Origin of the sequence: Cryobacterium algoricola (assembly GCF_004402485.1) — a bacterium.
In the GTDB taxonomy this organism is placed as follows: domain Bacteria; phylum Actinomycetota; class Actinomycetes; order Actinomycetales; family Microbacteriaceae; genus Cryobacterium; species Cryobacterium algoricola.
Genome location: NZ_SOFG01000004.1, coordinates 233753 through 258295 on the forward strand (window position 1 = coordinate 233753; position 24543 = coordinate 258295).

Here is a 24543-nt window from a genome sequence, read left to right on the forward strand (position 1 = left end):
TCCAGTCTAGATTCGACCACCGACACTCTCGGTGCCTGCAGCGTTTCCGTCCCCGCGCACGCCCGTCCAGAGGTCGTCGACCTGTCGCAGGGTGTGCTCGAGGGTGCCGTCGGTGTCGATCACGATGTCGGCGATCGCACTCCGTTCGGCATCATCTGCCTGGGAGCGAATGCGCAGTGCCGCGGCCTCGCTGCTCATCCCGCGCAGGTCGACCATCCGTCGAATCCGGGTCTCCGGGGCCGCCTGGGTGACGACGACGAGATCGAAGGGGTGGTCGACGGCGGCCTCGACGAGCAACGGGACGTCGTACACGACGACGGCGTCGGGATCCGCGAGCTCCGCGGCGCGGATTCGTTCGTTGGAGAGCGCCCGCACCGCAGGATGCACGATGGCGTTGAGCCGGGCCAGGGCGGCCGGGTTCCCGAAGACGATCGCGCCGAGGGCGCCCCTGTCGAGTCCGCCGTCGGCGCCGACCAGCGCCGAGCCGAACTCGCGAGCGATGTCGGTGAGGGTGGGAGCGCCCGGTTCCACGACTTCCCTCGCGAGGAGATCCGCGTCGATGACGACGGCGCCGTGGTCCGCGAGGGCGCTCGCGACGGTGCTCTTGCCGGATGCGATCCCGCCGGTCAGTCCAATGAGGTACACCCCGGCAATGCTACCGATGCGGCCAGGGCGCAAAAAACCGGCCGGGCCCCAAAGGGTCCGGCCGGTTCTGGTGTTGCGGTGGAGCTGCGTGCTAGTTGTTGCTGCTGAGCTTCTCGCGCAGTGCGGCGAGTGCCTCGTCGTCAGCAAGCGTTCCGGCTCCGGCCGTCTCGCTCGAGAACGAGTTGCCCGCTGCGGAGGGAACGTCGCCGACGGCGATGATCTCGTCGTTCGCGGATGCAACCTGCTTCTTGTGGGCTTCCCAGCGAGCCTGGGCTGCAGCGTAGTCCTGCTCCCACTTCTCGCGCTGGTTTTCGAAGCCTTCGCGCCACTCGTTGGTCTCCGGGTCGAAGCCCTCGGGGTACTTGTAGTTGCCCTGGTCGTCGTACTCGGTGAGCATTCCGTAGAGCGCCGGGTCGAACTCGGTGCCCTCGGGGTCGACACCCTCGTTGGCCTGCTTGAGGCTCAGCGAGATGCGGCGACGCTCGAGGTCGATGTCGATGACCTTAACGAAGACCTCGTCACCGACCGAAACAACCTGCTCGGCGAGCTCGACGTGCTTGCCGGAGAGCTCGGAGATGTGGACCAGGCCCTCGATGCCCTCTGCAACGCGAACGAACGCGCCGAAGGGGACGAGCTTGGTGACCTTGCCCGGTGCAACCTGGCCGATGGCGTGGGTGCGGGCGAAGACCTGCCACGGGTCTTCCTGGGTGGCCTTGAGCGACAGCGACACGCGCTCGCGCTCGAGGTCGACCTCGAGGATCTCGACGGTGACTTCCTGACCAACCTCGACGACCTCGCTGGCGTGCTCGATGTGCTTCCAGCTGAGTTCGGAGACGTGAACCAGGCCGTCAACGCCACCGAGGTCGACGAACGCACCGAAGTTGACGATCGAGGAGACGACGCCCTTGCGGACCTGTCCCTTCTGGAGGTTGTTGAGGAAGGTGGTGCGGCTCTCGGACTGCGTCTGCTCGAGCAGGGCACGACGGGACAGCACAACGTTGTTGCGGTTCTTGTCGAGCTCGAGGATCTTCGCTTCGATCTCCTGGCCCAGGTACGGGGTCAGGTCGCGAACGCGGCGAAGCTCGATGAGCGAGGCCGGCAGGAAGCCACGGAGGCCGATGTCGACGATGAGCCCGCCCTTGACGACCTCGATGACCGAACCGGTGACAACGCCATCGGATTCCTTGATCTTCTCGACGTCGCCCCACGCACGTTCGTACTGGGCGCGCTTCTTCGAGAGGATGAGGCGGCCTTCTTTGTCTTCCTTCTGAAGGACAAGGGCCTCGACCAGGTCGCCGACCTTGACAACCTCGGAAGGGTCAACGTCGTGCTTGATGGAAAGTTCGCGGGAGGGAATGACGCCCTCGGTCTTGTAACCCACGTCGAGGAGAACCTCGTCGCGGTCGATCTTCACTACGGTGCCCTCGATGAGGTCTCCGTCGTTGAAGAATTTCAGAGTCTTTTCGACCGCGGCAAGAAAATCTTCAGCAGATCCAATGTCGTTGATGGCGACCTGCTTAGGTGCCCTATCGGTCGTTGCGATTGTCATGTAGTAGTTGCTCCAGGATGGACATAAGTCGGGCCATACGCGACACGGGTGGGGATTGTGAACTCCGCGCATGGCAGCGGATAGTTCGTCACAAACGTGACAGTCAAGCTTAGCGGTTTACAGGGGCGACCGGCAACATCCGCGTGTCGATGCGAGCGCGCTGAGAGCGGTCAGGACAGCAGCGCCGTGCGGAGGGTGTCGAGGCCGACGCCGCCGAGGTCGAGGGCCCTCCTGTGGAAGTCCTTGATCGAGAATGCCGCACCGGCTTTGGCCTTGCTGGCGTCGCGGAGTTCCTCCCAGATGCGCTGGCCGATCTTGTACGACGGCGCCTGTCCCGGCCAGCCCAGGTACCGGTTGACCTCGAACTGCACCGTGCTCTCGTCGACGTTCGCGTTGCGGCGGAAGAAGTCGAAGGCGTGCTCCGCGGTCCAGGGGCCGCTTCCGTCCGGCAGGGTCTTGCCGAGGTGCACGCCGATGTCGATGACGACGCGGGCGGCGCGCATCCGCTGGCCGTCGAGCATGCCGAGACGGTCGGCCGGGTCGTCGAGGTAGCCGAGCTCGCTCATCAGGCGTTCGGCGTAGAGCGCCCAGCCCTCCGCGTGCCCCGAGGTGCCCGCGAGCTGGCGGCGCCAGGTGTTCAGGATGCCGCGATTGTGCACGGCCTGACCGATCTCCAGGTGGTGGCCGGGAACGCCCTCGTGGTAGACGGTCGACAGTTCGCGCCAGGTGGAGAACTCGGTGACGCCGGCCGGAACCGACCACCACATCCGGCCGGGCCTGGAGAAGTCGTCGCTCGGCCCGGTGTAGTACACGCCGCCGTCCTGGGTCGGGGCGATCAGGCACTCCAGGGCGCGGATCTCCTGCGGGATGTCGAAGTGGCTGACGGACAGTTCGGCGACGGCGCGATCGCTCGTCTCCTGCATCCAGCGTTGCAGCGCCGCCGTGCCGTGCAGGGTGCGGCTCTCGTCGGCGTCGAGGTGGGCGATGGCCTCCCGCACGCTCGCGCCGGGCAGGATCTGCCTGGCGATGCCCTCCTGCTCGGCGACCATCCTGGCGAGTTCCTCGATCCCCCACTCGTAGGTCTCATCGAGGTCGACCGCGGCCCCGAGGAACCGGCGGGACTGGAGCGCATAGATCTCCCGGCCGACCGCATCCGCCTCGGGCGCTGACCGTTCGAGTTCGTCGCCGAGGAAGGCGGCGAGTCCGGAGTATGCGGCGGCGGCGGCGCGGGCTCCGGCGCCGAGGTCGGTCGCGAGGCTCGCCGGGAGGCTCCCGGTCGCGGGGCTCGCCTCGGCGGCGAGCGTTGCGAAGAAGCCCGTCTTCGCCGCGTGGCGGCGGGCCTGCACGGCGACTTCGCGCACCTGGCGCTTCGCGGGCATGACGCCTTCGCGGATGCCGAGGCGCAGGGTCTCGATGTAGCCGCTGACGGCCTCCGGCACGGCCCCGAGCCGCGTCGAGATGGTGCGCCAGTCCTCGACGGTGTCCGTCTGCATCAGGTCGAAGGCGGCACGGATGTCCTGTGCCGGTGAGGCGAGATTGTTCAGGTCCCGCAGCGGCAGGCCGGCATCGGAGCTCTCGACTCCGAGGGCGAGCTCACTGCGCAGGTCGGTGCGGGTGACCTCGTCGACCGCGTCAACGACGACGGCGGCATCGAGGCGTGCGATCGTGGCGAGGGACGCGAGCCGGTGCCGCTCGAGGCCGGCCGGAGAGTAGTCGCCGTAGCTGTCGGCGCCGTCGGTGCGGCCGATGTAGGTGCCGATCGTGGGGTCGAGGTCGACGAGGGTATCGACCCAGTCTTCGGCGATCGCGTCAATCGCTGTGGGCGTGCGCACGGTGTCTGGGCTCATGGACCGAGCCTAGATCACCGCGCCCACGGCGACACAGCGGGAGAGGACCGGGCTCAGTGCGCCGCGGCGTCCCAGTTCGCTCCCCTGCCGACCTGAACGTCCAGCGGTACGAGCAGCGCGGCGGCCGTCTCCATCCTCTGCGTGACGACGGTGCGGAGGGCGTCCCACTCGCCGGGGGCGACTTCGAAGATCAATTCGTCGTGCACCTGGAGCATCATCCGGGACTCGAGCCCTTCCTCGCGCATGTCCTCGGCGATGTTGTTCATCGCGATCTTCATGATGTCGGCGGCAGAGCCCTGGATCGGCGCGTTGAGCGCGGCCCGCTCCGCGTTCTCCCTGAGCACCCGGTTGGAACTGTGCAGTTCGGGGAACGGGCGACGACGGCCGAAGATCGTGGCGGTGTACCCGTCGACCTTGGCCTGTTCGACGACGTGCCGCAGGTAGTCGCGCACGGCGCCGAACCGGGCGAAGTAGTCCGTGATGAGCTGGCGGGCTTCCTTCTGGTCGATGCGCAGCTGCTTGGAGAGGCCGAAGGCACTCAGGCCGTACGCGAGCCCGTAGGACATGGCCTTGACCTTGCTGCGCATCTCGTTCGTGACGTCCTCCGGCGTGACCCCGAAGACGGATGCGCCGACGAAACGGTGCAGGTCCTCTCCCGCGTTGAAGGCTTCGATCAGCCCGGCGTCCTCCGAGAGGTGCGCCATGATGCGCATTTCGATCTGGGAGTAGTCCGCCGTCAGGAGGCACTCGGCGTCCGGGCCGGCGTGGAAGGCCGCGCGGATCCGGCGGCCTTCTTCCGTGCGCACCGGGATGTTCTGCAGGTTCGGGTCGGCAGAGGAGATCCGGCCCGTCGCGGTGCCGATCTGCACGTAGTTGGTGTGGATGCGTCCGGTCGCGTCGATCGCCTTGTCGAGCGTCTCGACGATCTGACGGAGCTTGGTGGCGTCGCGGTGCTGCAGCAGGAGACCGAGGAAGGGGTGCGGGTTGCTCGCCTGGAGATCGGCGAGGGCACCGGCATCCGTCGTGTACCCGGTCTTGTTGGCGCGGGTCTTCGGCATGCCGAGCTGCTCGAAGAGCACTTCCTGGAGTTGCTTGGGCGAGCCGAGGTTGACCTCCCTGCCGATCTCGGCGTACGCACCGGAGGCATACTCCGCCGCCCGCTCGCCGAGCTGGGCCGACAGGGTGGAGAGCTCCTCGTGCGACACGGCGACGCCGGTGAGTTCCATGTCGACGAGGGTCAACAGGGTCGGTATCTCGATGTCGGTGAGCACCGACTGGGAGCCCGGATCGAGCTTCGACGCGAGGACCGCCGAAAGCCGGTATGCGTACCAGGCCTCGGCAGGCACGCCGCCGGACTGGGACTCGTCCGGCACGAGTTGGTTGGGGTCGCCGACGGCGAGCGTCTCGTCGAGGTAGCGGGTGACGAGGTCGGCGAGGGTCTTGTCCGGTCCGCCCGGGCGCAGCAGCCACGCGGCGACGAGAGTGTCCGTCGCAAGACCGCCGAAGCCGAGGCCGCTGCGGCTCAGGGCCTTGAGCTGGTGCTTGGCGTCGTGCATGATCTTGGGCGCGTCGCTCGCGAGCCAGTCTTCGAACGGCAGGTAGTCGGTGCGTCCGGGCTGCCAGGGCAGGTTCACCGATTCCAGCGGCCCTGAGACGCCGAAGCCGATCGCCTTGCCGTCCTGGACCTCGACCTGGAGTCCCAGTCCGCCCGGGTTGGCGGCAGTCGCACGGGAGAGCCAGGCGCCGAGTTCTTCGTCGAGGAGGTCCTTGGCGACGGGGGCGGTGGGGACGTCGTCGCGCTCGATCGGGACGACGGTCGCGGTGGCCTCGGCTCCCCCGCCCTCGAGCTTGATCACGCGGTCGAGCAGGCTCTTGAACTCGAGCCGTCCGAACACGTCCCGCACGGCGGCCTCGTTGATGGGGGCACGGACGAGGTCGGGAAGTTCGACGGGAAGTTCGAGGTCGGTCACGAGGCGGTTGAGGCGGCGATTGCGGATCGCGTTCTCCTTCTGCTCGCGCAGGTTGTTGCCGACGACGCCCTTGATCTCGTCGGCGTGCTCGAGGATGCCGTCGAGGCTGCCGTAGAGGCCCAGCCACTTGACCGCGGTCTTCTCGCCGACCTTGCTGATGCCGATCAGGTTGTCGCTCGTCTCGCCGACGAGGGCCGCGACATCCGGATACTGGGCGGGGTCGATGCCGTACTTCTCGCGCACGCGGGCGGGATCGTACCGGGTGAGGGCAGAGACGCCCTGGCTGGCCGGGTAGAGCAGCGTGACGTTCTCGTTCACGAGCTGGATCGCATCCCGGTCGCCGGAGACCACGAAGACGTGGAAGCCCTCCTTCGTGCCCCTGACCGAGAGGGTCGCGAGAATGTCGTCCGCCTCGAAGTCTTCCTTCGTGAGGGTCTTGATGTTCATCGCGGCGAGGGCCTCCTGCAGGAGCGGCACCTGACCCTTGAACTCCGGCGGGGTGCTCGCCCGGGTGCCCTTGTATTCCGGGTACTCACGGGTGCGGAACGAGGCCCGCGAGATGTCGAAGGCGACGGCGATGTGCGAGGGGTTCTCGGTGCGCAGCAGGCTCAGCAGCATCGAGATGAACCCGTGGATGCCGTTGGTGTGCTGGCCGTCCCTGGTCTGGAAACTGTCGACCGGGAGCGCATGGAACGCCCGGTAGGCCAGGGAATGGCCGTCGATGATCATCAGGGTAGGCTTTTCGGAATCCGACACACAGACAGCCTACAAGCGTCGTCCGACGGCGCAGGGCCCTATCCAAGGCGACCATGACCCAGACGACCGAAGACGCCCTCAGCTGGGTGCAGCAGCGCGGCGGCGGCGCCCTCGCCGACAAGATGGGCATCGAATTCCTCGAGTTCAGCCTCGAACGGGCCGTGGCACGGATGCCGGTGCTCGGCAATACCCAGCCGGCGATGCTCCTGCACGGCGGCGCGTTCGTGGTGCTCGGCGAGAGCCTCGGGTCGATGTCCGCGAACCTGCACGCGGGACCGGGCAAGCTCGCCGTCGGCATCGAGATCAACGCGACGCACACGCGCTCGGCAACGAGCGGGTGGGTCACCGGCGTCTGCACGCCGATCCACCTCGGGCGCACCCTCACGACGCACTCGATCGAGATCGACGACGATCAGGGCAGGCGCTGCTCCACGATCCGGATCACCAACCTGATCACCGACCGCCCCGGCATCGCCTGATCGGCACGCACGTCGCTCGTCGCTCGTCGCACGCCGCACGGGCACGACAAAGGCGGGCCGGTCGCCATTGACCGGACCCGCCTTTCGTTTGTGCTGGTGCGTTACTTCTTTGCGGAGAGCTGTTCGATGATCGCCTGGGCGACATCGTGCATCGTGAGGCGCCGGTCCATCGACGCCTTCTGGATCCAGCGGAACGACTCCGGCTCGGTGAGGCCCATCTTCTCGTTGAGCAGGCCCTTGGCCCGGTCGACGAGCTTGCGGGTCTCGAAGCGCTCGACGAGGTCGGCGACCTCGGCCTCGAGGGTGATGATCTGGCTGTACCGCGACAGCGCGATCTCGATCGCGGGCAGCAGGTCGTTCGGGGTGAACGGCTTGACGACGTATGCGAGTGCGCCGGCTTCCGTCGCCCGCTCGACGAGTTCCTTCTGGCTGAAGGCGGTCAGGAGGACGACCGGGGCGATGTGCGCCTTGGTGATCCGCTCCGCGGCGGAGATGCCGTCGAGGTGCGGCATCTTGACGTCCATGATCACCAGGTCGGGTCGGAGCTCGGTCGCCAGGGCGACAGCGGTTTCGCCGTCGCCGGCCTCGCCGACCACCTCGAATCCGGCGTCACGGAGGATTTCGACGATGTCGAGACGAATGAGGGACTCATCCTCGGCCACGACAACACGGCGAGGAGGTACTGGGGTTGAATCTTGGTCGGTCACGGGTCAAAGCCTACGGTATTCTGAACCAGGTGTTGTGAGCCGGTGTGGCGGAATGGCAGACGCGGAGCACTCAAAATGCTTTGTTCGAGAGGACGTGTGGGTTCGAGTCCCACCACCGGTACCAACACAGGCCAATCTGAGACGCCTGTGAGCCAGCGGAACGCCACCGGGCCGTCGGGGCGATCTTCGCCGATCTAGGCGAGCGCCTGAGAACCGATGACCGACAGCAGCTGCAGCTTGTCGTAGCTCTCGCTGCCTGGCACGGCGGTGTAGACGAGCAGGAAGTGCGACTGGTTCGGGTCGAGCAGCGTCTGGCACGTCAGTTCCAGTCTGCCGAGTTCGGGGTGGACGAAGTGCTTCACCTCGCGCGGCCGGATGCCGATCTCATGGAGATTCCATGCGTCACGGAACTCCTCGCTCACATCGAGCAGCACGTCAGCGAGGTGGGCCGCCCTGGAGCCGCGGCCGCGCAGCGTGACGGTACCCCGAAGCCCGGAGGCGAACATCCTGGCCATGAATGGATGTTCTTCCGGTGCGTACAGCTCTCGCGTGGCGGGGTCGGTAAACCACCGGTAGCCGAGGCTGCGGTCCAGTCCGCTGAAGCTGGTGAGGTCTCCGGTGAGGGCAACGCCCAGCGGGGTCTGGCGCAGTGTCTCGCCGAGCTCCGTGACGATCTCCGCCGGGGTGTCGTGCAGCCGGTCGAAGATGCGCAGCAGGCCGGGCCCGATGTGATCGCCTCCCCCGCCCCGCGCGGGAGGGTTATGTCCGGCAAGACGGAAGAGGTGGTCCCGCTCGTCGAAGGACAGATGCAGACCCTGCGCGATCGACGCGATCATCTGCTCGGATGGTTGCGGTCCGCGCTCCTGCTCCAGTCGCGAGTAGTAGTCAGTGGACATGAAACTCAGCGATGCTGCTTCCTCACGCCTCAGCCCCAGTGTGCGGCGCCGCTGGCCGCGCGGCAGACCCACGTCTTCGGGCTGGAGTGCTTCCCGGCGTCGGCGAAGGAACTCCGCCAAACCCGCCCTGTCGATCTCCATGTGCTCCTTGGGTATGAGTCATTTCTACTCGCTCCGCGCCTTCCCCATCCGTGGATCGGCAATCCCCCCTTCCTTTCGATGGGGGGATCGTCCGTCCCTGAATGACGGCGGGAATCGTCGCCAGACTGAAGGACCCAGACAGCAGGAGCAACCATGCCACGCACATCGATCGACATCACCGTCCCCGACCTCACCGGTACACGTGCCGTGATCACCGGCGCGAGCGACGGAATCGGACTCGGGATCGCCGCCCGGATCGCAGCCGCTGGGGCCGATGTCCTGCTGCCCGTTCGCAACGCTGCAAAGGGTGCGGCCGCCCTCGCGACCATCCGTCGCTCCGTGCCCGACGCGCTCGTGTCCCTCCGCGAACTCGACCTCTCCTCACTTGAGTCTGTCGCTGCCCTCGGCGAGACGCTGAGCGCGGAAGGCGAGCCGATCCACATCCTGATCAACAACGCCGGCGTCATGACTCCGCCTCGGCGCCAGACAACGGCGGATGGGTTCGAGTTGCAGTTCGGCACGAACCACCTCGGCCACTTCGCCCTGGTCGGTCACCTTCTTCCCTTGCTGCGAGAAGGGAGGGCGCGCGTGACCTCCCAGGTCAGTGTCGCGGCGAACGAGAAGGCGATCAACTGGGTGGATCTCAATTGGGAGCGGTCGTACAACGGGATGGGCGCATACAGTCAGTCGAAGATTGCGTTCGGGCTCTTCGGCCTCGAACTCGACCGTCGCAGTCGCACGGGCGGCTGGGGCATCACGAGCAACCTCTGCCACCCCGGAATCGCGCCGACGAACCTGCTCGCCGCGCGACCAGAGCTCGGCCGCGCCGAGGATTCCGTCGGCAAGCGCGTGATCGGCGCTCTCTCCCGGAGGGGCATCCTGGTCGGCACCGTGGAAACCGCTGGCCTTCCGGCCCTGTATGCGGCGACGAATCCCGACGCCCCTGGTTCCCGGTTCTATGGTCCGAGCGGGCCGGGACACCTCGGTGGCGGACCCGGGGCGCAGAAGCTTTACTCCCGCCTCACGAGCCAGGAGGATGCACGACGAATCTGGGCGGCGTCAGAGAACCTGACGAAGGTGACGTTTCCCGCCGCGTGACCCCGCGGCGTCCGGGGCCTTCGACGTGGCCGGCGCCGGCACGCCGCCTGCGCCTGCGCCTGCTGCGTACGAGTACCGCTCCCCTACCGCGGAGGGTCGCTCGGACCGCCGCGTGTGCCCTTGTGCGGCTCTTCGATGATTCGCACGTTGCGGAGAGACACCGTCTCCGTCATCAGTAAGTCGAGCGACGTGACGAACAGTCGACCGATTTGCTCGTCGGTCGCGTGGGCATCCGCGACGTCGACTCGAAAGCCCTGCGCCTGTAGCCCACCCTCGTTGGAGAACGTGATCTCCGCGTCGAACACCGCTCGATACTGCGTCATCGCCCGACTCCTTCTTTCGGTGTTTCCATTCCACTGAAGATAGCGGTTAGAGCATCAGCTTCTCCGCCGTACGAACCGCCGACGGGTTCCGGCGGTCCCGCCGACTGACTGCGAGCATCCACCGGTCTGACGGACGCTGAACACTGGCTTCAGTCGCCGATGCCCCGGGTACGGCGCTGCCGCGTATGGGAGCGGATCAGCTATCCCCACACCGGCCACGCGACGAAGCCAGCAGAGAACAGGACAACGAGACTGGCAATAATTCCCGAATGGCCAGGAGCAGGCTCACTCCGCTCAGCACCGTGGAACGTTGAGCGGCCGGAACGAAATACCCGGCGACAAGTGCGCCACCCCACAGCAAAACGAGCGCAACGGATGAGACCAGTGCGGGAACGAGCCTCGCATCCGCCGAAGGACAGGCTGAAAAACTGGAGATGGCGCAGACCACCGATTTGGATCGAACGAGCCACACCACGGCAAGTGCGAGCCCGACAAGTCCGGAATTCACAACCGCCCAGTGCACCACCGATCGCTGCGCCGTGCCCGATGTATCCCCCATGCATAGATACTCGCAGAGTGCGATCCGCCTCGCCTTCGATCGCGGGCTGATCTTCTGCATTCGATAACCGGATAGCCTTTCTCGAGTAGCTAGCGATGGAGAGTAATGGCTAAACAAGCTCGAGCCCACGCCACACGAGAATCAATCGTGCAGGCGGCTGCGGTCGTTTTCTCCAACCAGACATATGCACAGGCGACCCTGGGAGAGGTGCTGCGAGAGGCCGGAGTCACGCAAGGTGCGCTCTATTTCCACTTTGATTCCAAGCAAGCGTTGGCGCAGGAAGTCATAGATCGCCAGCATCAGCTTTTTCTCGAAGCCGGCAAGCGCCTCCTCGATATGCCGGCACGCGGCATCCCCGCCATGATCGCTCTTTCTCGTGAACTCGCATCGCAGATCACGACCAGTGCCCTTGTGCGTGCAGGACTCCGGCTGAGCACCGAATCGGCCGATGTCTTCGCCGAAACCGCGAAGCAGCCTTACGAAGACTGGATCGCCATCTGCGAACTCTTCGTCAGACGCGCCATGGTCGAGGGCGATATCTCGTCACAGCACGACGCGAGTCGCGTCGCGACCTTCGTGATCGCCACCTTCTCTGGCGTGCAGGCGCTCTCCCAGGCACGCACACACTGGGCGGACATCTCGGACCGACTCGAGGAAATGTGGGAGTTCCTCTTGAACGGCGTCAGGTCTCAGTCAGCCGAAGCTGATCGGCCAGACATCAGAGCGCTCCTCCGCGATTGATTCTTGGCACGTTGTGGCCGACCACCTGTCACCTTCCGGTCCACTGACACGGTTCTGCGTTCAGCTCTTCCGGGGAGACTGCGCACTGGTGCCAGGCAGCCATGAAACGGTCAGCGCGAATCGCTACCGGAACTCCACGCTTGCAGTCACCACCTTTTCCCTCAGTGGGACCCCGGTGGCGCTGCAATCTCGCGGAGCGCTGCCAAATGACCGTCGATTGCGGCGCTGCCACGTGGCGTGAGCGCGACTGTCGTGGTCCTTCTGGCATCGTCCCGTGCTGCCGATGCTTGCTTTGACGTCTGGACGTAGCCGAGATCAGCAAGGTTTCGAATGGTCTTGGACAGTGTCGCCTCGCTCAGTTCCAGCAGGCTCGCAATCGAGCTGAATTCTGCTGTGCCCGTTGCGAGGAGCAGCGCGCAGAGCCTCAGCCGGGTTGGTGCGTGGATCGATTCGTCGAAGCGGGCATCAACGGACACGAAGCAGTTCCCGCGCGTTGGCCAGATCGTAGAGGGCTGAGCAGATGAGGGCGACTACGAGGCCAGCGGCGGTCGTGACAATCAGCCACAGGCGTTGCTCGTTCACCTCGAAGACAACCGCGAGGGCGAATGCTCCGATCATGGCCACGGAGGTTACGACGATGATCGCGAGGCTCATCGGGCCCGTCGGCCCCGGAACGGCCACCATGCGCATTCGCCTACGCACGACGTGGTCGATGGCCACAAGGGCCAAGGTGGCGAGAGACAGCACCATTGTCATGGGAAGCGCGATGCCAGCCGCTGGCGAGTAAATCACCGCAGCGACAGCGAGGGCCTGTGCCGGTGCGCTCCACCACGTTTGCGACTTCAGTCGGCGCCCGAGCCGTTGGCGGTCGGCGGCAATCGCCGCCAGTGCGTCACGCGCTGAAGCCGCACCCTCATCGGCTGCGCTTTCGGTTTCGGTTTCCATTCTGGCAAGTAAATCACTTACCGCATCGTTGTGCAACAACGAGGCGCCAGGAGACACCCATTGCCCGCGCCCATGGCAGCGAGGAACCACACTTTGGGCGTTCGGACTCAGCCGAGCTGAAGTCGGATTGCTCGCGCGACGAACCCAAGGAAGCCCACAATCACGCCAGGCGCTGAAACCACGACTGCAAGACCACCAAGCACCGCACCAGCAAACGCCAGGCGACTACCGCGGAGACGTGGTTCCAGTACCAGTCGCCGCCGCGACATCAATGCCATGACGAAGCCCACGATGCCGAGGCCAAGAGAAACGGTCGGCGTTGCGAGAGTCGCAACAGCGACCAGGGCCACCAACAGAGAGACCACTGCGTGTCCAGACATTGGACGACTGACGATGACTTGGGTGCCATGGGAGGTCATGTCCTTGAACCTAGTGCAGTGAGGGTCGAGGTCGCAGGTCGACGGCGACATGATGTCCACAGAGCGACGCAGTCAGTAGTGTCAACAACACGAGTGATCAGCCCCGTCGCAACAATGAACGGTGATTTTGCCCGTCGAGCTTGACGACAGGGGCCCCGCACGGGAGCCTCGAATCGGAGGTACCGCCATGCCGGTTGAAGACGCCCTGCTCACCGAAGTACTCGCATCCCTGCCGGGGGTCGCTCGACTCGACCCCGGCGTCACAACCGCCGGCGGGTTGGACTCGGCCTTTCCTGTCTCCGAGCTCGCAAGCGCCGCGATACATTCAGCCGCACTCGCCGCTGCGGATTATGCCGGCTCCGCGCACGTGACCGTGGATCGCCGGCTCGCTTCGGCCTGGTTCGCCACATCGATCCGACCGATGGGGTGGACGCTGCCTCCGGCCTGGGATGCGATCGCGGGCGACTACCGGACACGCGACGGCTGGGTGCGCCTGCACACCAACGCACCCCACCACCGGGCTGCTGCGCTCGCCGTGCTCAACACCGACAACTCGCCGGAGAGTGTCACCGCCGCCGTCTTGTCCTGGAACGGTGACGAACTCGAGGCGGCCGTCATCGCGGCGGGCGGCTGCGCGGCAGTCATGCGCACGATCGACGAATGGTCGACAAGCGCTCAGGGCATCGCCGTTGCCGCGGAACCACTCATCACCTGGAAAGATCTCGGATCCGGCCCGGCTCCACGTCAGATGGGAACGATGCTCCGGCCGCTCACCGGAGTCAGGGTCCTTGATCTGACTCGCGTGCTCGCCGGCCCGATCGCGACCCGATTCTTGGCGCTCCTCGGCGCGGATGTCCTCCGAGTCGACCCGCCGGAATGGAACGAGAGCGTATTGCCCGAAGTTACCCTCGGTAAGCGCACCACCCGGTTGAACCTCACTGACGACGACGATCGCGCTTCGTTCACGGCGTTACTCGCGACTGCTGATGTCATCGTTCACGGCTACCGGCCGAGCGCACTTGAACGACTCGGGTTCGGCGAACACGAACGTCAACAGATCCGTCCCGGGCTCATCGACATTGCCATCGATGCCTACGGCTGGAGCGGCCCGTACGCCGACCGCAGGGGCTTTGACAGTCTCGTTCAGATGAGTACCGGCATTGCCGACGCGGGCATGAGGGAGGCGGGCTCGACTCGCCCGGTTCCCCTCCCCGTGCAGGCACTTGACCACGCCACCGGGTACTTCGCCGCTGCCGCAGCGCTCAACGCGCTCACCCACCGGCGCAGCTCGGGAATCGGGCGCTCAGCACGACTCTCCCTCGCGCGCACTGCCGAACTCCTCATCTCACACCGAGCCGAAGGCGATCACACCCCGTTTCCACCGCTGACGAAGGATGATTTCGATCCACAGCACGAAGCGACGAGCTGGGGGCCGGCCCTACGGCTCCGCCAACCGATCGCAATCGAAGGCGTCGAACTCCGAGCCGGACCAGCGCGCGATCTCGGGCTGGACGAGCCACGCTGGTCCCACACCGGGTAGCCCTGCAGGAAGAAAGCGTCAGCGCGGATCATGGCGACAGCGCGGAGTTCCGGCGCGTGATGACTCGTCCGTGACGCGGTTCTGGCCGCGAGGACGTGAACAAGCATGTGATCCACGACCTCTGGCGAGCGGTCGACGATCGCCATGCTCGATTCTGCGTACCGATCCGGGATGATCGATTAGCGATTAGCGATTCGCGATTAGCGATTAGCGATTAGCGATTCGAGCGGTCACCCTCGCGGGTTGGCTTGGCAACGTTGTGGCGGGGGAAGATACGTGTGCGCACGCTTCGCTGAAACCCGGCGAGACTGCTGACGGTCATCGACAGCGCCTGTCCGGCCACCGGCGCCATCGCCGCAAGCACTCCGATGATCAAGATCCCGCCAACGGTCCCGAGTTGTTTCTTAGTCGACACGCGTTCCCCCCTATCGCCCGAGCACGCATCCGCGTGCCCCGACACCGAGAACCAGTAGAGCAACAGATGCTGTGCAGTTCATGCACAGACGGCCCTCGTCGGCGGCGGGGCGAGCACGCCGGGCACCCATTGGCCACGACCTGGCCAGCCGGAGCCAGCCAGTTGGGCACGCGTCTGGCCAACCACTCCTCAACAGGTGCCTGATCAGAAGGAGTTTCCACAGACCTGAGCCATTCTCAGAGAGTGTCGGTGGTCGGTCGTAACGTGGGGGCATGACCAACCTCCCGGAGTCGCCCGCTTCACCGGATCAGCCGCAGGTCGGTGCATCTCCCCGTGCATCCTTCACCGTGCTGGTGCCGGATGCTGTCGCGGCGCTGGGCGGGTCATCGGCGGACTATGACGCGCTCAGCGACGAGCAGGTGCTCGCCGGGCACGCGTTGATCGCGGATTCCCGGCGGGCGCTGGAGACGTGTGCCGCGTGGATGGCGGCGACCCTCGCCCGCCGGTCCCGGCCCGAACTCGGCGGGAAGGGCCTCGCCGCCCGGCAGGGGTACCGGACCCCGGAGGACCTCCTCCAGGCCATCTCCGGGTCGAGCAAGATCGACGCGGTCAAATTGCTCGGCGTGGGCCGGCTGCTCGTCGAGGCCGATGCCGCCGAGAAAGCCGCCCGGGAAGCCGCCGAGGCACAGAAACGACTCGACGGGACCCCGACTCTCGACGGGCATGGCGGACGTGACGGGAGCGACGGGAGCGACGGGAGCGAGGGGATCGACGAGAACGGCGGGCAGCCGCCCCCCGACGGGACCACCCCGCACCTGCCGCCGGTGCCGGCCGCCGCTGTGGCGCCCTGGCACGCCCCGATCGGCCGGGCCCTCGGCGAGGGGTGGCTCAGCGTGGAGAAAGCCGACGCGCTCCGGAAGGGCCTGGGCGACCTGGACCGGGCGATCACTCCGGAGAAACTCGCCACAGCCCTCGCCCGGCTCCTCACCGAAGCACGAACCCTGAACGCGGACCAGCTGTTCAAACGGGCCCGCCGGATGCGGGACGTACTCGACGAGGCCGGCATCGCCGCCCGCGAGAAAGCCGCCTACGACGACCGGTCCCTGCGGTTCTACCGCCTCCACACGGGGCAGGTGCGCATGGTCGGCCTGTTCGCCCCGGAAGACGGCAAATACCTGATGAGCACCTACGACGCCATCACCAGCCCCCGCCGCGGCGGGGTCCGCTTCGTCGACAAGGCGCAGGCCACGTGGGCGAAACGAGTCCAGGACGACCCGCGCAGCACCGAGCAACTCACCGCGGACGCATTCCTCGCCCTGACCAAACTGGGCGTGAAAGCCGACCCCAAGCGCATCGCCGGCGGCCGCAACCCCGCCGTCCGGATGGTCACCATCCGCCCCACCATCACCACTCCCGCCGGCACCGCCCCGAGCAGCACCGCACCAACCGGGGCGGTATCGACCGGGGTCGTATCGACCGGTTCGTCGCCCAGCGGGCCAGCGTCAACCAGCGCTGTTCAGACCGGGACCGCACCCACAAACACCGCACCGACCGAAACCACTCAGGTCGGGACCGCGTCGATCGGGGCCGCAGCCGGTGGGACTGAACCGGGCGGCCCGACTCCCGCCGCGGAGAAACCCGCGGCCGAGGCCGGGTCGGGCGCCGGATCCGCGGCGCCCGAGCTCCAGCCCGGCGTCATCGAAGGGACCGCGGTCACGGTGTCTGCCGAGACCCTGGAGCGGAACCTCTGCGACAGCGGACTCCTCGACGTCACCTTCGACGACCACGGACACGGCCTCGACCTCGGCCGCGAACAACGCACCTTCTCCCCCGCCCAACGCACCGCCCTCGCCATCCGCGACGGCGGCTGCATGTGGCCAGGCTGCGACCGACCACCCTCCTGGACCGAAACCCACCACATCGAACACTGGAAAGACGACACCGGGCCAACCAACCTGGCCGACGGCATCCTGCTCTGCCGGGCCGACCACCTCAGACTCCACAACGAACACTGGAGCATCACCCGGGACGATGCGGGCCGCTACTGGCTCACCCCACCACCCCGACTCGACCCCGAGCAGACACCCATCCCCCTCACCAGCACAAGTTCGATACTCAGCGACAGCGACAGCGACTAGCAATCCACGGGGCGGGGGCTCGAACGTCAGCGACTCGCTCGCAGTGCGGCTGGACGCACCGCGGTGCCTGATGTCTACTGGTGCGGGACCTCCGCGGAGTCGCGGAGGGGGGCGAACATCCGGTCGAAGACGTTGCGGCGGTCGAACTGCATCGCGTACTCGCGCGCACGGTCCGCCCAGTCTCTGCGCTCCTCGGCCGTGGTCTCGAGAATTGCGCGGTCAATCGCCTCCGCGATCGCCTGCGGGTCTTCCACGGGAATGATGAGGGCGTGATCGCCGACCGCTTCGCCGATGCCGCCCGTGACGGTGGTGATCACGGGGCCGCCGCCGGCGAGCATCTTCTCGGCCAGTGCGATGCCGAACGTCTCCACGAACTCGGGCCGAGGCTTGCTCGGAAGCACGAAGGCGGCGCATCCGGACATCAGGTACGGCTTCTCCGCATCCCCGACATCATCGAGGAACCGGATGCGGTCGGCGAGCGGTGAGGCAGCCGCGATGGCCTGCAGCGCCTCGGACTGCGGTCCACGGCCCGCGATCACGAGGATCTTGTCCTGGCTGGCCGCGCTGAGAGCGTAGCCCGCGATGAGGTCGTCGACGCCCTTCGCGGCCGTGAGGCGGGACAGGAACAGGATGTAGCCGTCGCGTTCGAGGCCGCGGGCAGTGAGAACGTCGTCCGTCACGCTCTCGTCGAGGTGCAGGTACGAGTCGGCGTCGATCGCCGGGTAGGAGATCGTGATCCGTTCGCGGCACTGGGCCGCGTACCGGGTGCCGTGGTGCTGGTCGACGAGTTCGGCCTCGGTGATGATGAGCTGCCGGGTGTACTCGGACACGGCGACGCAATAGTCCTGGCTGAGATAGCTCGACAGGATGTGCGCTGCCGCGCCGAATCGTCCCTCGTTGACTGCAGTCCGCACGACGTTCGTGACGTCCGAACCGACGGCTTCCGCAATCGTGGTCACGTTCACGGGCAGCCCGGTCCCCCAGGCAGCACGCACGGCGTCGGAGACCGCGAGCGTGTGCGGCGTGAGGTAGAGCGAGAGGCAGACCGTCGGCACGCCGTCGGTGAAGAGCTCGATCAGCCGGCCGGTGACCCCGGCGAGGTGGCGCCCGTCGAGCACCTTGTAGTCCCCGACCGGTGCGGGCCGGTCGACGAAGATCCCGGGACTGTACGGCAGCACGGAATCGAGCGGCTTGAGCGGCAGACCGGAGGCCTGGAGCTTGTCGATCGGCCACGTGACGATGCGCACCTCGTCGAAGCCGCGTTCGAGGGCGGTCTCCGCGAGGTTGCGTGCTTCGACGGAGTGGCCGCAGATGACCGGATCGGCCCGGACCACGATGACAAGCCGGTTCTCAACAGAATTCATGGTGTCTCTCCCGTGGATCGTGACGCTCGTGTGTGTGACAAGGATGATGGCGCCGAAGGGGGCAGGTCCGTCGTTCCCCAGCCGCTCGGCTCAGGCCCCAACTCCACAACGAGTTCGCCACCCCCGTGGAATTCGTTCCCACTGATCCAGGTGCGCCCGAGGGGTTCGCCGTTGAATTCCATGGCCTGCACATACTGTACGGGTCCGCCGGGTGTCGGTTCAATGAATCCACGAGTACGGATGGTGAACGAGTGCTTACCGACAGAAAACGCCGACTTCTCGAACGAAGGCGCATTGACGAGGAAGATGTTCTGGCCGGCGACCGGGAACAGCCCGAGGGATGCCCAGACGAACCAGGAGCTGAGTCCGCCGGAGTCGTCGTTGCCCGGCAGCCCGCCCCGACCGGTGCCGAACTGCTGGTGCACGATGTTGTGCACGATCTCGGCGGTGCGGTCCGGCCGCCCCACGTAGTGGTACGACCAGGGTGCTTCCATGTCCGGTTCGTTGTTGAGCCCCTCGAAACGGCCGAGACGATAGCCGGCGAGGACTTCCTCCGGGCCGGAGCCCCGGACGAGCTGCTTCACCGGCTCGGCCCCGTAGCCGAAGAACTCGTCGAGCTGGGCGATGAACCGCTCGGCCCCTCCACTCAGGGCGATGCGGGCATCCATGTCGTGCACCAGCCGGAACGAGTAGTTGTGCCGGGTGCCCTCGTAGTACGTGGAGTCCTTCAGGAGACCGGTCACCGGGTCGTACGCGTTCACCCAGCGCTCAGCGAGTGCGATGAACTGTTCGACGAGGGCCTTGTCACCGACATGCCCGGCGACCTTCGCGGTGCACCAATAGCCGAACGCCAGGTCGAGGGTGTGGCTGATCGGATGCGCCTCCCCGTGCACCAGGAACTCCTCGCCGTAGGTGCGGCGCAGGTCGTCGGACATGTGCACGAGGGCCCAGTCCCAGTCGATGCCGGGGAGGCCGAGCTGGCACAGGTCGGAGAGGAAGGTGTGGGCCAGGGCACTCGCCTGCCGGGAGAAGCGGTCGCTCCCCCGGGCCATCCGGTACCCGATGGGGAAGTTGCCCTCCTCCTCCGAGATGGTGATCATCGCGTTCGCGAGTTCGACGGCCCGTTCCGGCATCAGCGCGGTGATCAGGGGCAGCTGGGTGCGGTAGATGTCCCACATCGTGCTGATGTCGAAGACGAACGGCCCGTCCGTCGGCCAGAACGGGCTCTCCGAGGGGGCCAGGCAGGGCTTGATCAGAGCGTGGTAGAGCGCCGTCGAGAACACCGTCTGGCGGGCGGCGGACGGTGTCCTGACCGTGATGCCCTTGAGCTTCTTGCGCCAGACCTTCTGGGTGCGCTCGCGGCGGGGCGTGAACTGCGCCGGCCCGGTTCCGCAGTCCGCCTCGAGGTTGCGCTTGGCCTGTTCGACGCCCCGCAGGGAGAACCCGATCCGCAGCTCGATCGTCTGGCCCTCCTCGCTCGGACCGGCCCACATCAGTCCGAACGGGCGCAGGGTCGTCGGCCGGATGTGGTCGAAGTCGAGCCGGGTTCCCCCGGGCATCAGGCGTCGGTCGTACCAGAGCATCTGCCGCCACTGGGGGTTGTCGCACTCGATGTACACCGACAGCGGGGCGCCCTCCACCACGATCTCGCCGCTCGCGACTCCGGGCTCGAGGCACTCGAGGTGGGCACGCACCGGGATCGTGGCGCCATACGGAATCGACAGGCCGCCGTGCGAGAAGTCGATGACCACCCGGGCCTTGGAGTGTGCGGGGAAGGTGTACCGGTGCACCGCGCTCTTGGGCCCGACGGTGAGCTCGGCGGTGATGCCGGAGTCCAGGGTTCCGGAGTACCAGCCCGGCTCGGCCTGTTCGTCGGTGAGCTCCCAGGTGCGCCCGAGCACGTCGAGCGGTTCGATCATCGGCGTGACGCGGAAGTAGTTGTAGTACTTGCGGATGGCGCCGGTACCGGACTGCTGGAAGTGCGCGAATCCCGAAGCGAGGTGACGCTCGTGCAGGAGGGGCGGGATGCCCTCGAGCGAGAGGTCGTACCGGCCGTACCCCGTCGGATAAGCACCCGAATACGCGCAGGCCGACACCATTCCGAGCGGGTAGGTGGCGCCGGGGTGGGTGTTCCCGATCTGCGGCTTCGGCCACCACCAGGTCGCGGCGAGGCCGGTCTGGGGAGGAAGGTCCGTGACCTCGGTGCCGATAAACGGGTCAACGCGACCGATCATGCAGTATCTCCTCTGAATGCCTTCCTCGGAGAGTAGCCGCTGCACAGCGTCCACAATGACGCGACTCCGTTACCGCGAGGTAAATTCTCGCGCTGTGTGATCTCGCGCCACCGCTACCGTTGAGGGATGACCATCCCAGAGCCCGAGGGCGCAGACCTGAAGCCGAGCTACATCGAAGCGGGACAGCCCTTCAATCGCGACACTCACTACATCGAGGACCGCATCACGCGGGATGCGCGTGACGGCTGGCCGGTCGAGCCCGGCCGGTACCGGCTCGTGGCCGCCCGGGCGTGCCCGTGGGCGAACCGAACCGCGATCGTCCGGCGCCTGCTCGGCCTGGAGGGGGTCATCTCCCTGGGCCTGCCGGGACCGACACACGACAAGAACAGCTGGACCTTCGACCTCGACCCCGGCGCCGTCGACCCGGTGCTCGGCATCGAACGGCTCCAGCAGGCCTACTTCGCGAGGTTCCCCGACTACCCGCGCGGCATCACCGTTCCCGCGATCGTCGACGTTCCGAGCGGACGGGTCGTCACCAACAACTACCCGCAGATCACGATCGACTTCGAAACCGAATGGGTCGAGTATCACCGTGCGGGCGCTCCCGATCTCTATCCGGTCGCGCTTCGCGCCGAAATCGACGAGGTCGCCGAGCTGATCTTCCACGATGTGAACAACGGCGTCTACAAGTGCGGCTTCGCCGGCAGCCAGAAGTCCTATGAGCGGGCATACGACACTCTGTTCGCCCGTCTGGACTGGCTCGAGGAGCGTCTCTCCACCCAGCGCTTCCTCGTCGGCGACACGATCACCGAGGCCGACATCCGGCTCTTCACGACGCTCGCGCGCTTCGACGCCGTCTACCACGGGCATTTCAAGTGCAACCGGAACAAGCTCACCGAGATGCCCGTGCTGTGGGCATACGCGCGGGACCTCTTCCAGACGCCGGGATTCGGAGACACCATCGACTTCGAGCAGATCAAGCGGCACTATTACGTCACCCACAGCGACATCAATCCGAGCGGCATCGTCCCGAAGGGGCCGGATGCCCGTGGCTGGCTCGAACCGTCCGGTCGCGAGGCCCTGGGCGGGCGTCCGTTCGGCGACGGCACTCCGCCGAACCTCCCCTCCCGGCCGAGCGCGTGCCGTCCCTCTGAGCACGACACCGGAGGCACGAAACCCGGGCCGCTAAGCCTGGGCCGCTAAGCCTGGGCCGCTAGAACAGCGTGTCCCCGATGTACCCGCCCTCCTGACAGCCCGGCGGGATGGCGAACACGGCCGATCCGACCGGGGTGATCCACTGGTTGAGCAGGTCGAGGGTATCGATCCGCCGCTGGATGGGCACGAACTGGGCATCGACATCCGCCTGGAACGACACGAACAGCAGCCCGGAATCCGACACGCTCGCACCGGTCGGCGCGTCGTCGTAGTTGTAGCCGCGACGCAGGATGCGCTCCTCCCTGTTTTCCGAGCGAGCCCGGCGCAGGTGGGAGAATTCCGCGATGACCGGGAAGCCGATCGGAGTCGTTGCGGCGAAGTCCGGCTCGTCGTGTTCGGCGACCCCGGTCAGCGGAGCTCCGGTCGCGAGGGTGCGCCCGATGGCCGACTCACGGCCGGACCGGTCGAGCTTATCCCACTTGTCGAGGTCCATGCTGATGCGCCGCAGCACGAATCCGGTCCCGCCCGCGAGCCAGGCCGGATTGTCGGCCGGGCGCCAGACCAGGTGTTCGAAGTCCTCGCTCCCCGGCACCATGTTCACGGTGCCGTCGAGCTGCCCGAACAGGTTGCGCATCGTCGTTCCGGGCCGCTCCGAACCGGGAGCCCTGCGGAACCCGGACTGCACCCAGTGCACGCTCGCGAAGCTGCGCGCGTCCTTGAGGAGCATCCGGGTGGCATGGGCGACGGTCAGCGGATCGTCTGCGGCGATCTGGAGGAGCAGGTCGCCGTCGGCCCAGGCCGGTTCGAGCCGGTCGACCCCGAAGGCCGGCAGCGGCCGAAGCCAGGTGGGCGCTTCCCCGCCCGCCCGGGCGACGAGCGCCGGGCCGAAGCCGAAAGTGATCGTCAGCCGGGCGGGAACCACGGCGAGTTCCGGCTCGGAGTCAGCAAGAGCGGCCACGCCCTGGGTCAGCCGCGCGGCATCGCCGCTCAGGACCACCATCATCCTGCGCACCGCGTCGCGGTCGACCGTGTCGTGCAGGGTGAGCGCGACGAAGGTCGCGTGGCCCTGTGGAACCGTTTCGATCCCCGCCTGATGGACGCCGTGGAAGGGCACGGTGAGGGCGCCGTTGAGTCCCGTCTCCGGGTCACCGGCCGGCCGCGACGCGCTCGGCTCGCCGGCCTGTCCGGCCAGCTGGATGCCGACGGCGGACGCGGCGCCGATGCCCGCGGCGGCACCTCCGAGGAGGAGGTGGCGCCTGCTGAGTCTGCGAGCCGGTGCCGGCTCCGGGCTGTCGGTCACTATTTCGGGGTCTCCATGTTCATGTCGCCGGTGTACGTCTCGTTGGCGCCGGTGTAGTCCTTCGCCACGGCCGTGAAATCGATCGTCGAGCCGTCAGACAGCGTCAGCGTGAACTTCGCCTCGTCACCGGCCTTGATCGGGTTGCTGAGGTCCATCATCATGATGTGGTTGCCACCGGGCGCCAATTCCAGTGAGCCGCCGCCCGGGACGACGAAGCCGCCCTGTTTCTGCTGCATCATCATCTCTCCGGCCGCGTTGGACACGGTTTCATGCAGCTGCAGCATGCTGGATGCCGCTGATTGCGCCGACACGATGGTCACGTCGCTCGCGCCCGCGTTCTCCAGGGTGCCGAACGCTGCCGACATGCCGGAATCTGCGGCCTTCACCCACGGGTCGGTGATACTCAGGCCGCTCGCTTCGGTGGTGGCGGCGGACGGGGTCGCTGCCGGTGTCGTTGCGGGGGTTCCGGCGCAACCCGCGAGGGCCAGTGCGGCGACGAGGGCAAGGCCGGCGATGCCGGCACGGGTGTTGGTGTTCTGAAACATGTGTTGTCTCCATGCAAAGTGAGGGGGAATTGTGGGGAAGAAGGAATCAGGCGGAACGACGCCGTTTCCAGAGACTCGTGAGCAGTAACACGACGACGAGGACCGCGATACCGCCGCCGGCGCCCAGCAGGGCGACCACGGCGAGGGGAAGTCCCCCACCGATCGCGCCTGTCGGCGCCTGCGCGGGTCCGGCATCCGCTGCGCCCGGCTGCGGTGACACGGTGGCGGGTCCCGATGAGGCCGGCCCGGCGGATGCGGACCCGGACCCGGCGGTCACTGTGCCGACGGAGAACTGGAAGGTTCCGGCGATGGGGTGCCCGTCAGCAGACACCACGCGCCACCGCACCTCGTACGCACCGTTCGGGAGGCCCGGTGCGAGCGGTTGGGTCACCGTGGCGCGGTCCAGTTTCAGCGTCCCGTCCGCCCAGTTCCGTCCCTGGTCGTCGACGATGAGCATGATCGCTCCGACGCTGAGGATGTCGTCTGAGAAGACCATGGCGACCTGCTTCGGCGCCATGTCCACGTTCTCCCCGGTGGTCGGGGAGGTCGACAGCACCTGATCGTGAGCTGTGGCAGCCGGAGCGGCCCCGGCCGCGACGGACAGGGCGACCAGGGTCACCAGTGCCAGTGCGCTCATCGCCCAGCGGGCGCGCGGAAAGGGGATCATGTTCTGCCTCATCACGAGAGTTGACGTGCGCGTACGGAGCGTGCCGGATCAGCACGGAAGGCCGGTTCGACGGTTCCACGTGATCGGACGCACGCTGCGGAACCTGTGCC

Annotated in this window: 22 protein-coding genes and 1 tRNA gene; 7 read left to right on the forward strand and 16 right to left on the reverse strand. The window is 66.8% G+C overall.

Annotated elements, in window-relative coordinates; genetic code table 11:
- Positions 1 to 6 precede the first annotated feature (6 nt).
- The 4 genes from coaE to polA all read right to left on the reverse strand — a co-directional run bounded on the left by coaE (position 7) and on the right by polA (position 6767).
- A complete protein-coding gene (gene coaE, locus E3O44_RS01535; protein WP_134531909.1) occupies positions 7 to 645 on the reverse strand; it encodes a dephospho-CoA kinase in 639 nt (212 codons plus the stop codon).
- A gap of 91 nt (positions 646 to 736) precedes the next feature.
- Positions 737 to 2194, reverse strand: coding sequence for a 30S ribosomal protein S1 (gene rpsA / locus E3O44_RS01540; RefSeq protein WP_134448701.1), 1458 nt, complete (start codon positions 2192 to 2194; stop codon positions 737 to 739).
- A 170-nt stretch (positions 2195 to 2364) separates the two neighbouring features.
- Positions 2365 to 4041 (reverse strand): DUF885 domain-containing protein, encoded by a 1677-nt coding sequence (locus E3O44_RS01545; RefSeq protein ID WP_134531910.1) that lies wholly within the window; start codon positions 4039 to 4041, stop codon positions 2365 to 2367.
- A 53-nt stretch (positions 4042 to 4094) separates the two neighbouring features.
- Positions 4095 to 6767, reverse strand: a complete 2673-nt coding sequence (polA, locus tag E3O44_RS01550; protein WP_134531911.1) for a DNA polymerase I — start codon at positions 6765 to 6767, stop codon at positions 4095 to 4097.
- Between the two features lie 53 nt (positions 6768 to 6820).
- Between polA and E3O44_RS01555 the strand changes: the two genes are divergently transcribed.
- Positions 6821 to 7246 (forward strand): hotdog fold thioesterase, encoded by a 426-nt coding sequence (locus E3O44_RS01555; protein WP_134531912.1) that lies wholly within the window; start codon positions 6821 to 6823, stop codon positions 7244 to 7246.
- A 101-nt stretch (positions 7247 to 7347) separates the two neighbouring features.
- Here E3O44_RS01555 and E3O44_RS01560 read toward each other — a convergent pair whose 3' ends face one another.
- Entirely contained in the window at positions 7348 to 7953 is a 606-nt protein-coding gene (locus E3O44_RS01560) for an ANTAR domain-containing response regulator (RefSeq protein ID WP_134366651.1), read from the reverse strand.
- A gap of 38 nt (positions 7954 to 7991) precedes the next feature.
- On the opposite strand from E3O44_RS01560, the gene E3O44_RS01565 reads away from it, so the two are divergent.
- Positions 7992 to 8077, forward strand: a tRNA-Leu gene (locus tag E3O44_RS01565).
- 70 nt (positions 8078 to 8147) lie between these two features.
- Here the strand turns inward: E3O44_RS01565 and E3O44_RS01570 are convergent.
- Positions 8148 to 8990 (reverse strand): helix-turn-helix transcriptional regulator, encoded by an 843-nt coding sequence (locus E3O44_RS01570; RefSeq protein WP_134531913.1) that lies wholly within the window; start codon positions 8988 to 8990, stop codon positions 8148 to 8150.
- A 153-nt stretch (positions 8991 to 9143) separates the two neighbouring features.
- Between E3O44_RS01570 and E3O44_RS01575 the strand changes: the two genes are divergently transcribed.
- On the forward strand, positions 9144 to 10088 hold the full coding sequence (locus E3O44_RS01575; protein WP_134531914.1) for an SDR family oxidoreductase: 945 nt from the start codon (positions 9144 to 9146) through the stop codon (positions 10086 to 10088).
- A gap of 83 nt (positions 10089 to 10171) precedes the next feature.
- Here the strand turns inward: E3O44_RS01575 and E3O44_RS01580 are convergent, their stop codons facing one another.
- Positions 10172 to 10411 (reverse strand): hypothetical protein, encoded by a 240-nt coding sequence (locus E3O44_RS01580; RefSeq protein ID WP_134531915.1) that lies wholly within the window; start codon positions 10409 to 10411, stop codon positions 10172 to 10174.
- 664 nt (positions 10412 to 11075) lie between these two features.
- On the opposite strand from E3O44_RS01580, the gene E3O44_RS01585 reads away from it, so the two are divergent.
- Positions 11076 to 11711 carry a ScbR family autoregulator-binding transcription factor gene (locus tag E3O44_RS01585; RefSeq protein ID WP_134531916.1) on the forward strand — a complete coding sequence of 212 codons (636 nt, stop codon included), beginning with the start codon at positions 11076 to 11078 and terminating at the stop codon, positions 11709 to 11711.
- A gap of 161 nt (positions 11712 to 11872) precedes the next feature.
- Here E3O44_RS01585 and E3O44_RS01590 read toward each other — a convergent pair whose 3' ends face one another.
- From E3O44_RS01590 to E3O44_RS01600, 3 genes are all read right to left on the reverse strand, one after another.
- On the reverse strand, positions 11873 to 12187 hold the full coding sequence (locus tag E3O44_RS01590; RefSeq protein ID WP_134531917.1) for a transcriptional regulator: 315 nt from the start codon (positions 12185 to 12187) through the stop codon (positions 11873 to 11875).
- Entirely contained in the window at positions 12177 to 12656 is a 480-nt protein-coding gene (locus tag E3O44_RS01595) for a hypothetical protein (RefSeq protein ID WP_134531918.1), read from the reverse strand. The genes E3O44_RS01590 and E3O44_RS01595 overlap by 11 nt, the downstream gene beginning before the upstream one ends.
- A 107-nt stretch (positions 12657 to 12763) precedes the next feature.
- Entirely contained in the window at positions 12764 to 13075 is a 312-nt protein-coding gene (locus tag E3O44_RS01600; protein ID WP_134531919.1) for a hypothetical protein, read from the reverse strand.
- 187 nt (positions 13076 to 13262) lie between these two features.
- On the opposite strand from E3O44_RS01600, the gene E3O44_RS01605 reads away from it, so the two are divergent.
- Positions 13263 to 14615: a CoA transferase gene (locus E3O44_RS01605; RefSeq protein ID WP_134531920.1), complete on the forward strand. Its 1353-nt coding sequence runs from the start codon at positions 13263 to 13265 to the stop codon at positions 14613 to 14615.
- Positions 14616 to 14829: 214 nt separating this feature from the next.
- Here E3O44_RS01605 and E3O44_RS01610 read toward each other — a convergent pair whose 3' ends face one another.
- Positions 14830 to 15030 (reverse strand): hypothetical protein, encoded by a 201-nt coding sequence (locus tag E3O44_RS01610; RefSeq protein WP_134531921.1) that lies wholly within the window; start codon positions 15028 to 15030, stop codon positions 14830 to 14832.
- A 272-nt stretch (positions 15031 to 15302) separates the two neighbouring features.
- On the opposite strand from E3O44_RS01610, the gene E3O44_RS01615 reads away from it, so the two are divergent.
- Complete coding sequence (locus E3O44_RS01615) at positions 15303 to 17168, forward strand: DUF222 domain-containing protein (RefSeq protein ID WP_134531922.1); 1866 nt, start codon at positions 15303 to 15305, stop codon at positions 17166 to 17168.
- 74 nt (positions 17169 to 17242) lie between these two features.
- On the opposite strand, the gene E3O44_RS01620 is transcribed toward E3O44_RS01615, so the two are convergent.
- Positions 17243 to 18532 carry a glycosyltransferase gene (locus E3O44_RS01620; RefSeq protein ID WP_134531923.1) on the reverse strand — a complete coding sequence of 430 codons (1290 nt, stop codon included), beginning with the start codon at positions 18530 to 18532 and terminating at the stop codon, positions 17243 to 17245.
- Positions 18529 to 20766 carry a glycoside hydrolase domain-containing protein gene (locus E3O44_RS01625; protein ID WP_134531924.1) on the reverse strand — a complete coding sequence of 746 codons (2238 nt, stop codon included), beginning with the start codon at positions 20764 to 20766 and terminating at the stop codon, positions 18529 to 18531. The genes E3O44_RS01620 and E3O44_RS01625 overlap by 4 nt, the downstream gene beginning before the upstream one ends.
- Before the next feature lie 126 nt (positions 20767 to 20892).
- On the opposite strand from E3O44_RS01625, the gene E3O44_RS01630 reads away from it, so the two are divergent.
- Positions 20893 to 21969 (forward strand): glutathione S-transferase family protein, encoded by a 1077-nt coding sequence (locus E3O44_RS01630; RefSeq protein ID WP_134531925.1) that lies wholly within the window; start codon positions 20893 to 20895, stop codon positions 21967 to 21969.
- A gap of 10 nt (positions 21970 to 21979) precedes the next feature.
- Here E3O44_RS01630 and E3O44_RS01635 read toward each other — a convergent pair whose 3' ends face one another.
- The 3 genes from E3O44_RS01635 to E3O44_RS01645 are packed head-to-tail and all read right to left on the reverse strand — an operon-like array spanning position 21980 to position 24445.
- Positions 21980 to 23221 (reverse strand): Dyp-type peroxidase, encoded by a 1242-nt coding sequence (locus E3O44_RS01635; protein ID WP_134531926.1) that lies wholly within the window; start codon positions 23219 to 23221, stop codon positions 21980 to 21982.
- Positions 23221 to 23766 carry a copper chaperone PCu(A)C gene (locus tag E3O44_RS01640; RefSeq protein ID WP_134531927.1) on the reverse strand — a complete coding sequence of 182 codons (546 nt, stop codon included), beginning with the start codon at positions 23764 to 23766 and terminating at the stop codon, positions 23221 to 23223. The genes E3O44_RS01635 and E3O44_RS01640 overlap by 1 nt, the downstream gene beginning before the upstream one ends.
- Positions 23767 to 23812: 46 nt before the next feature.
- Complete coding sequence (locus tag E3O44_RS01645; protein ID WP_134531928.1) at positions 23813 to 24445, reverse strand: copper resistance CopC family protein; 633 nt, start codon at positions 24443 to 24445, stop codon at positions 23813 to 23815.
- Positions 24446 to 24543 lie beyond the last annotated feature (98 nt).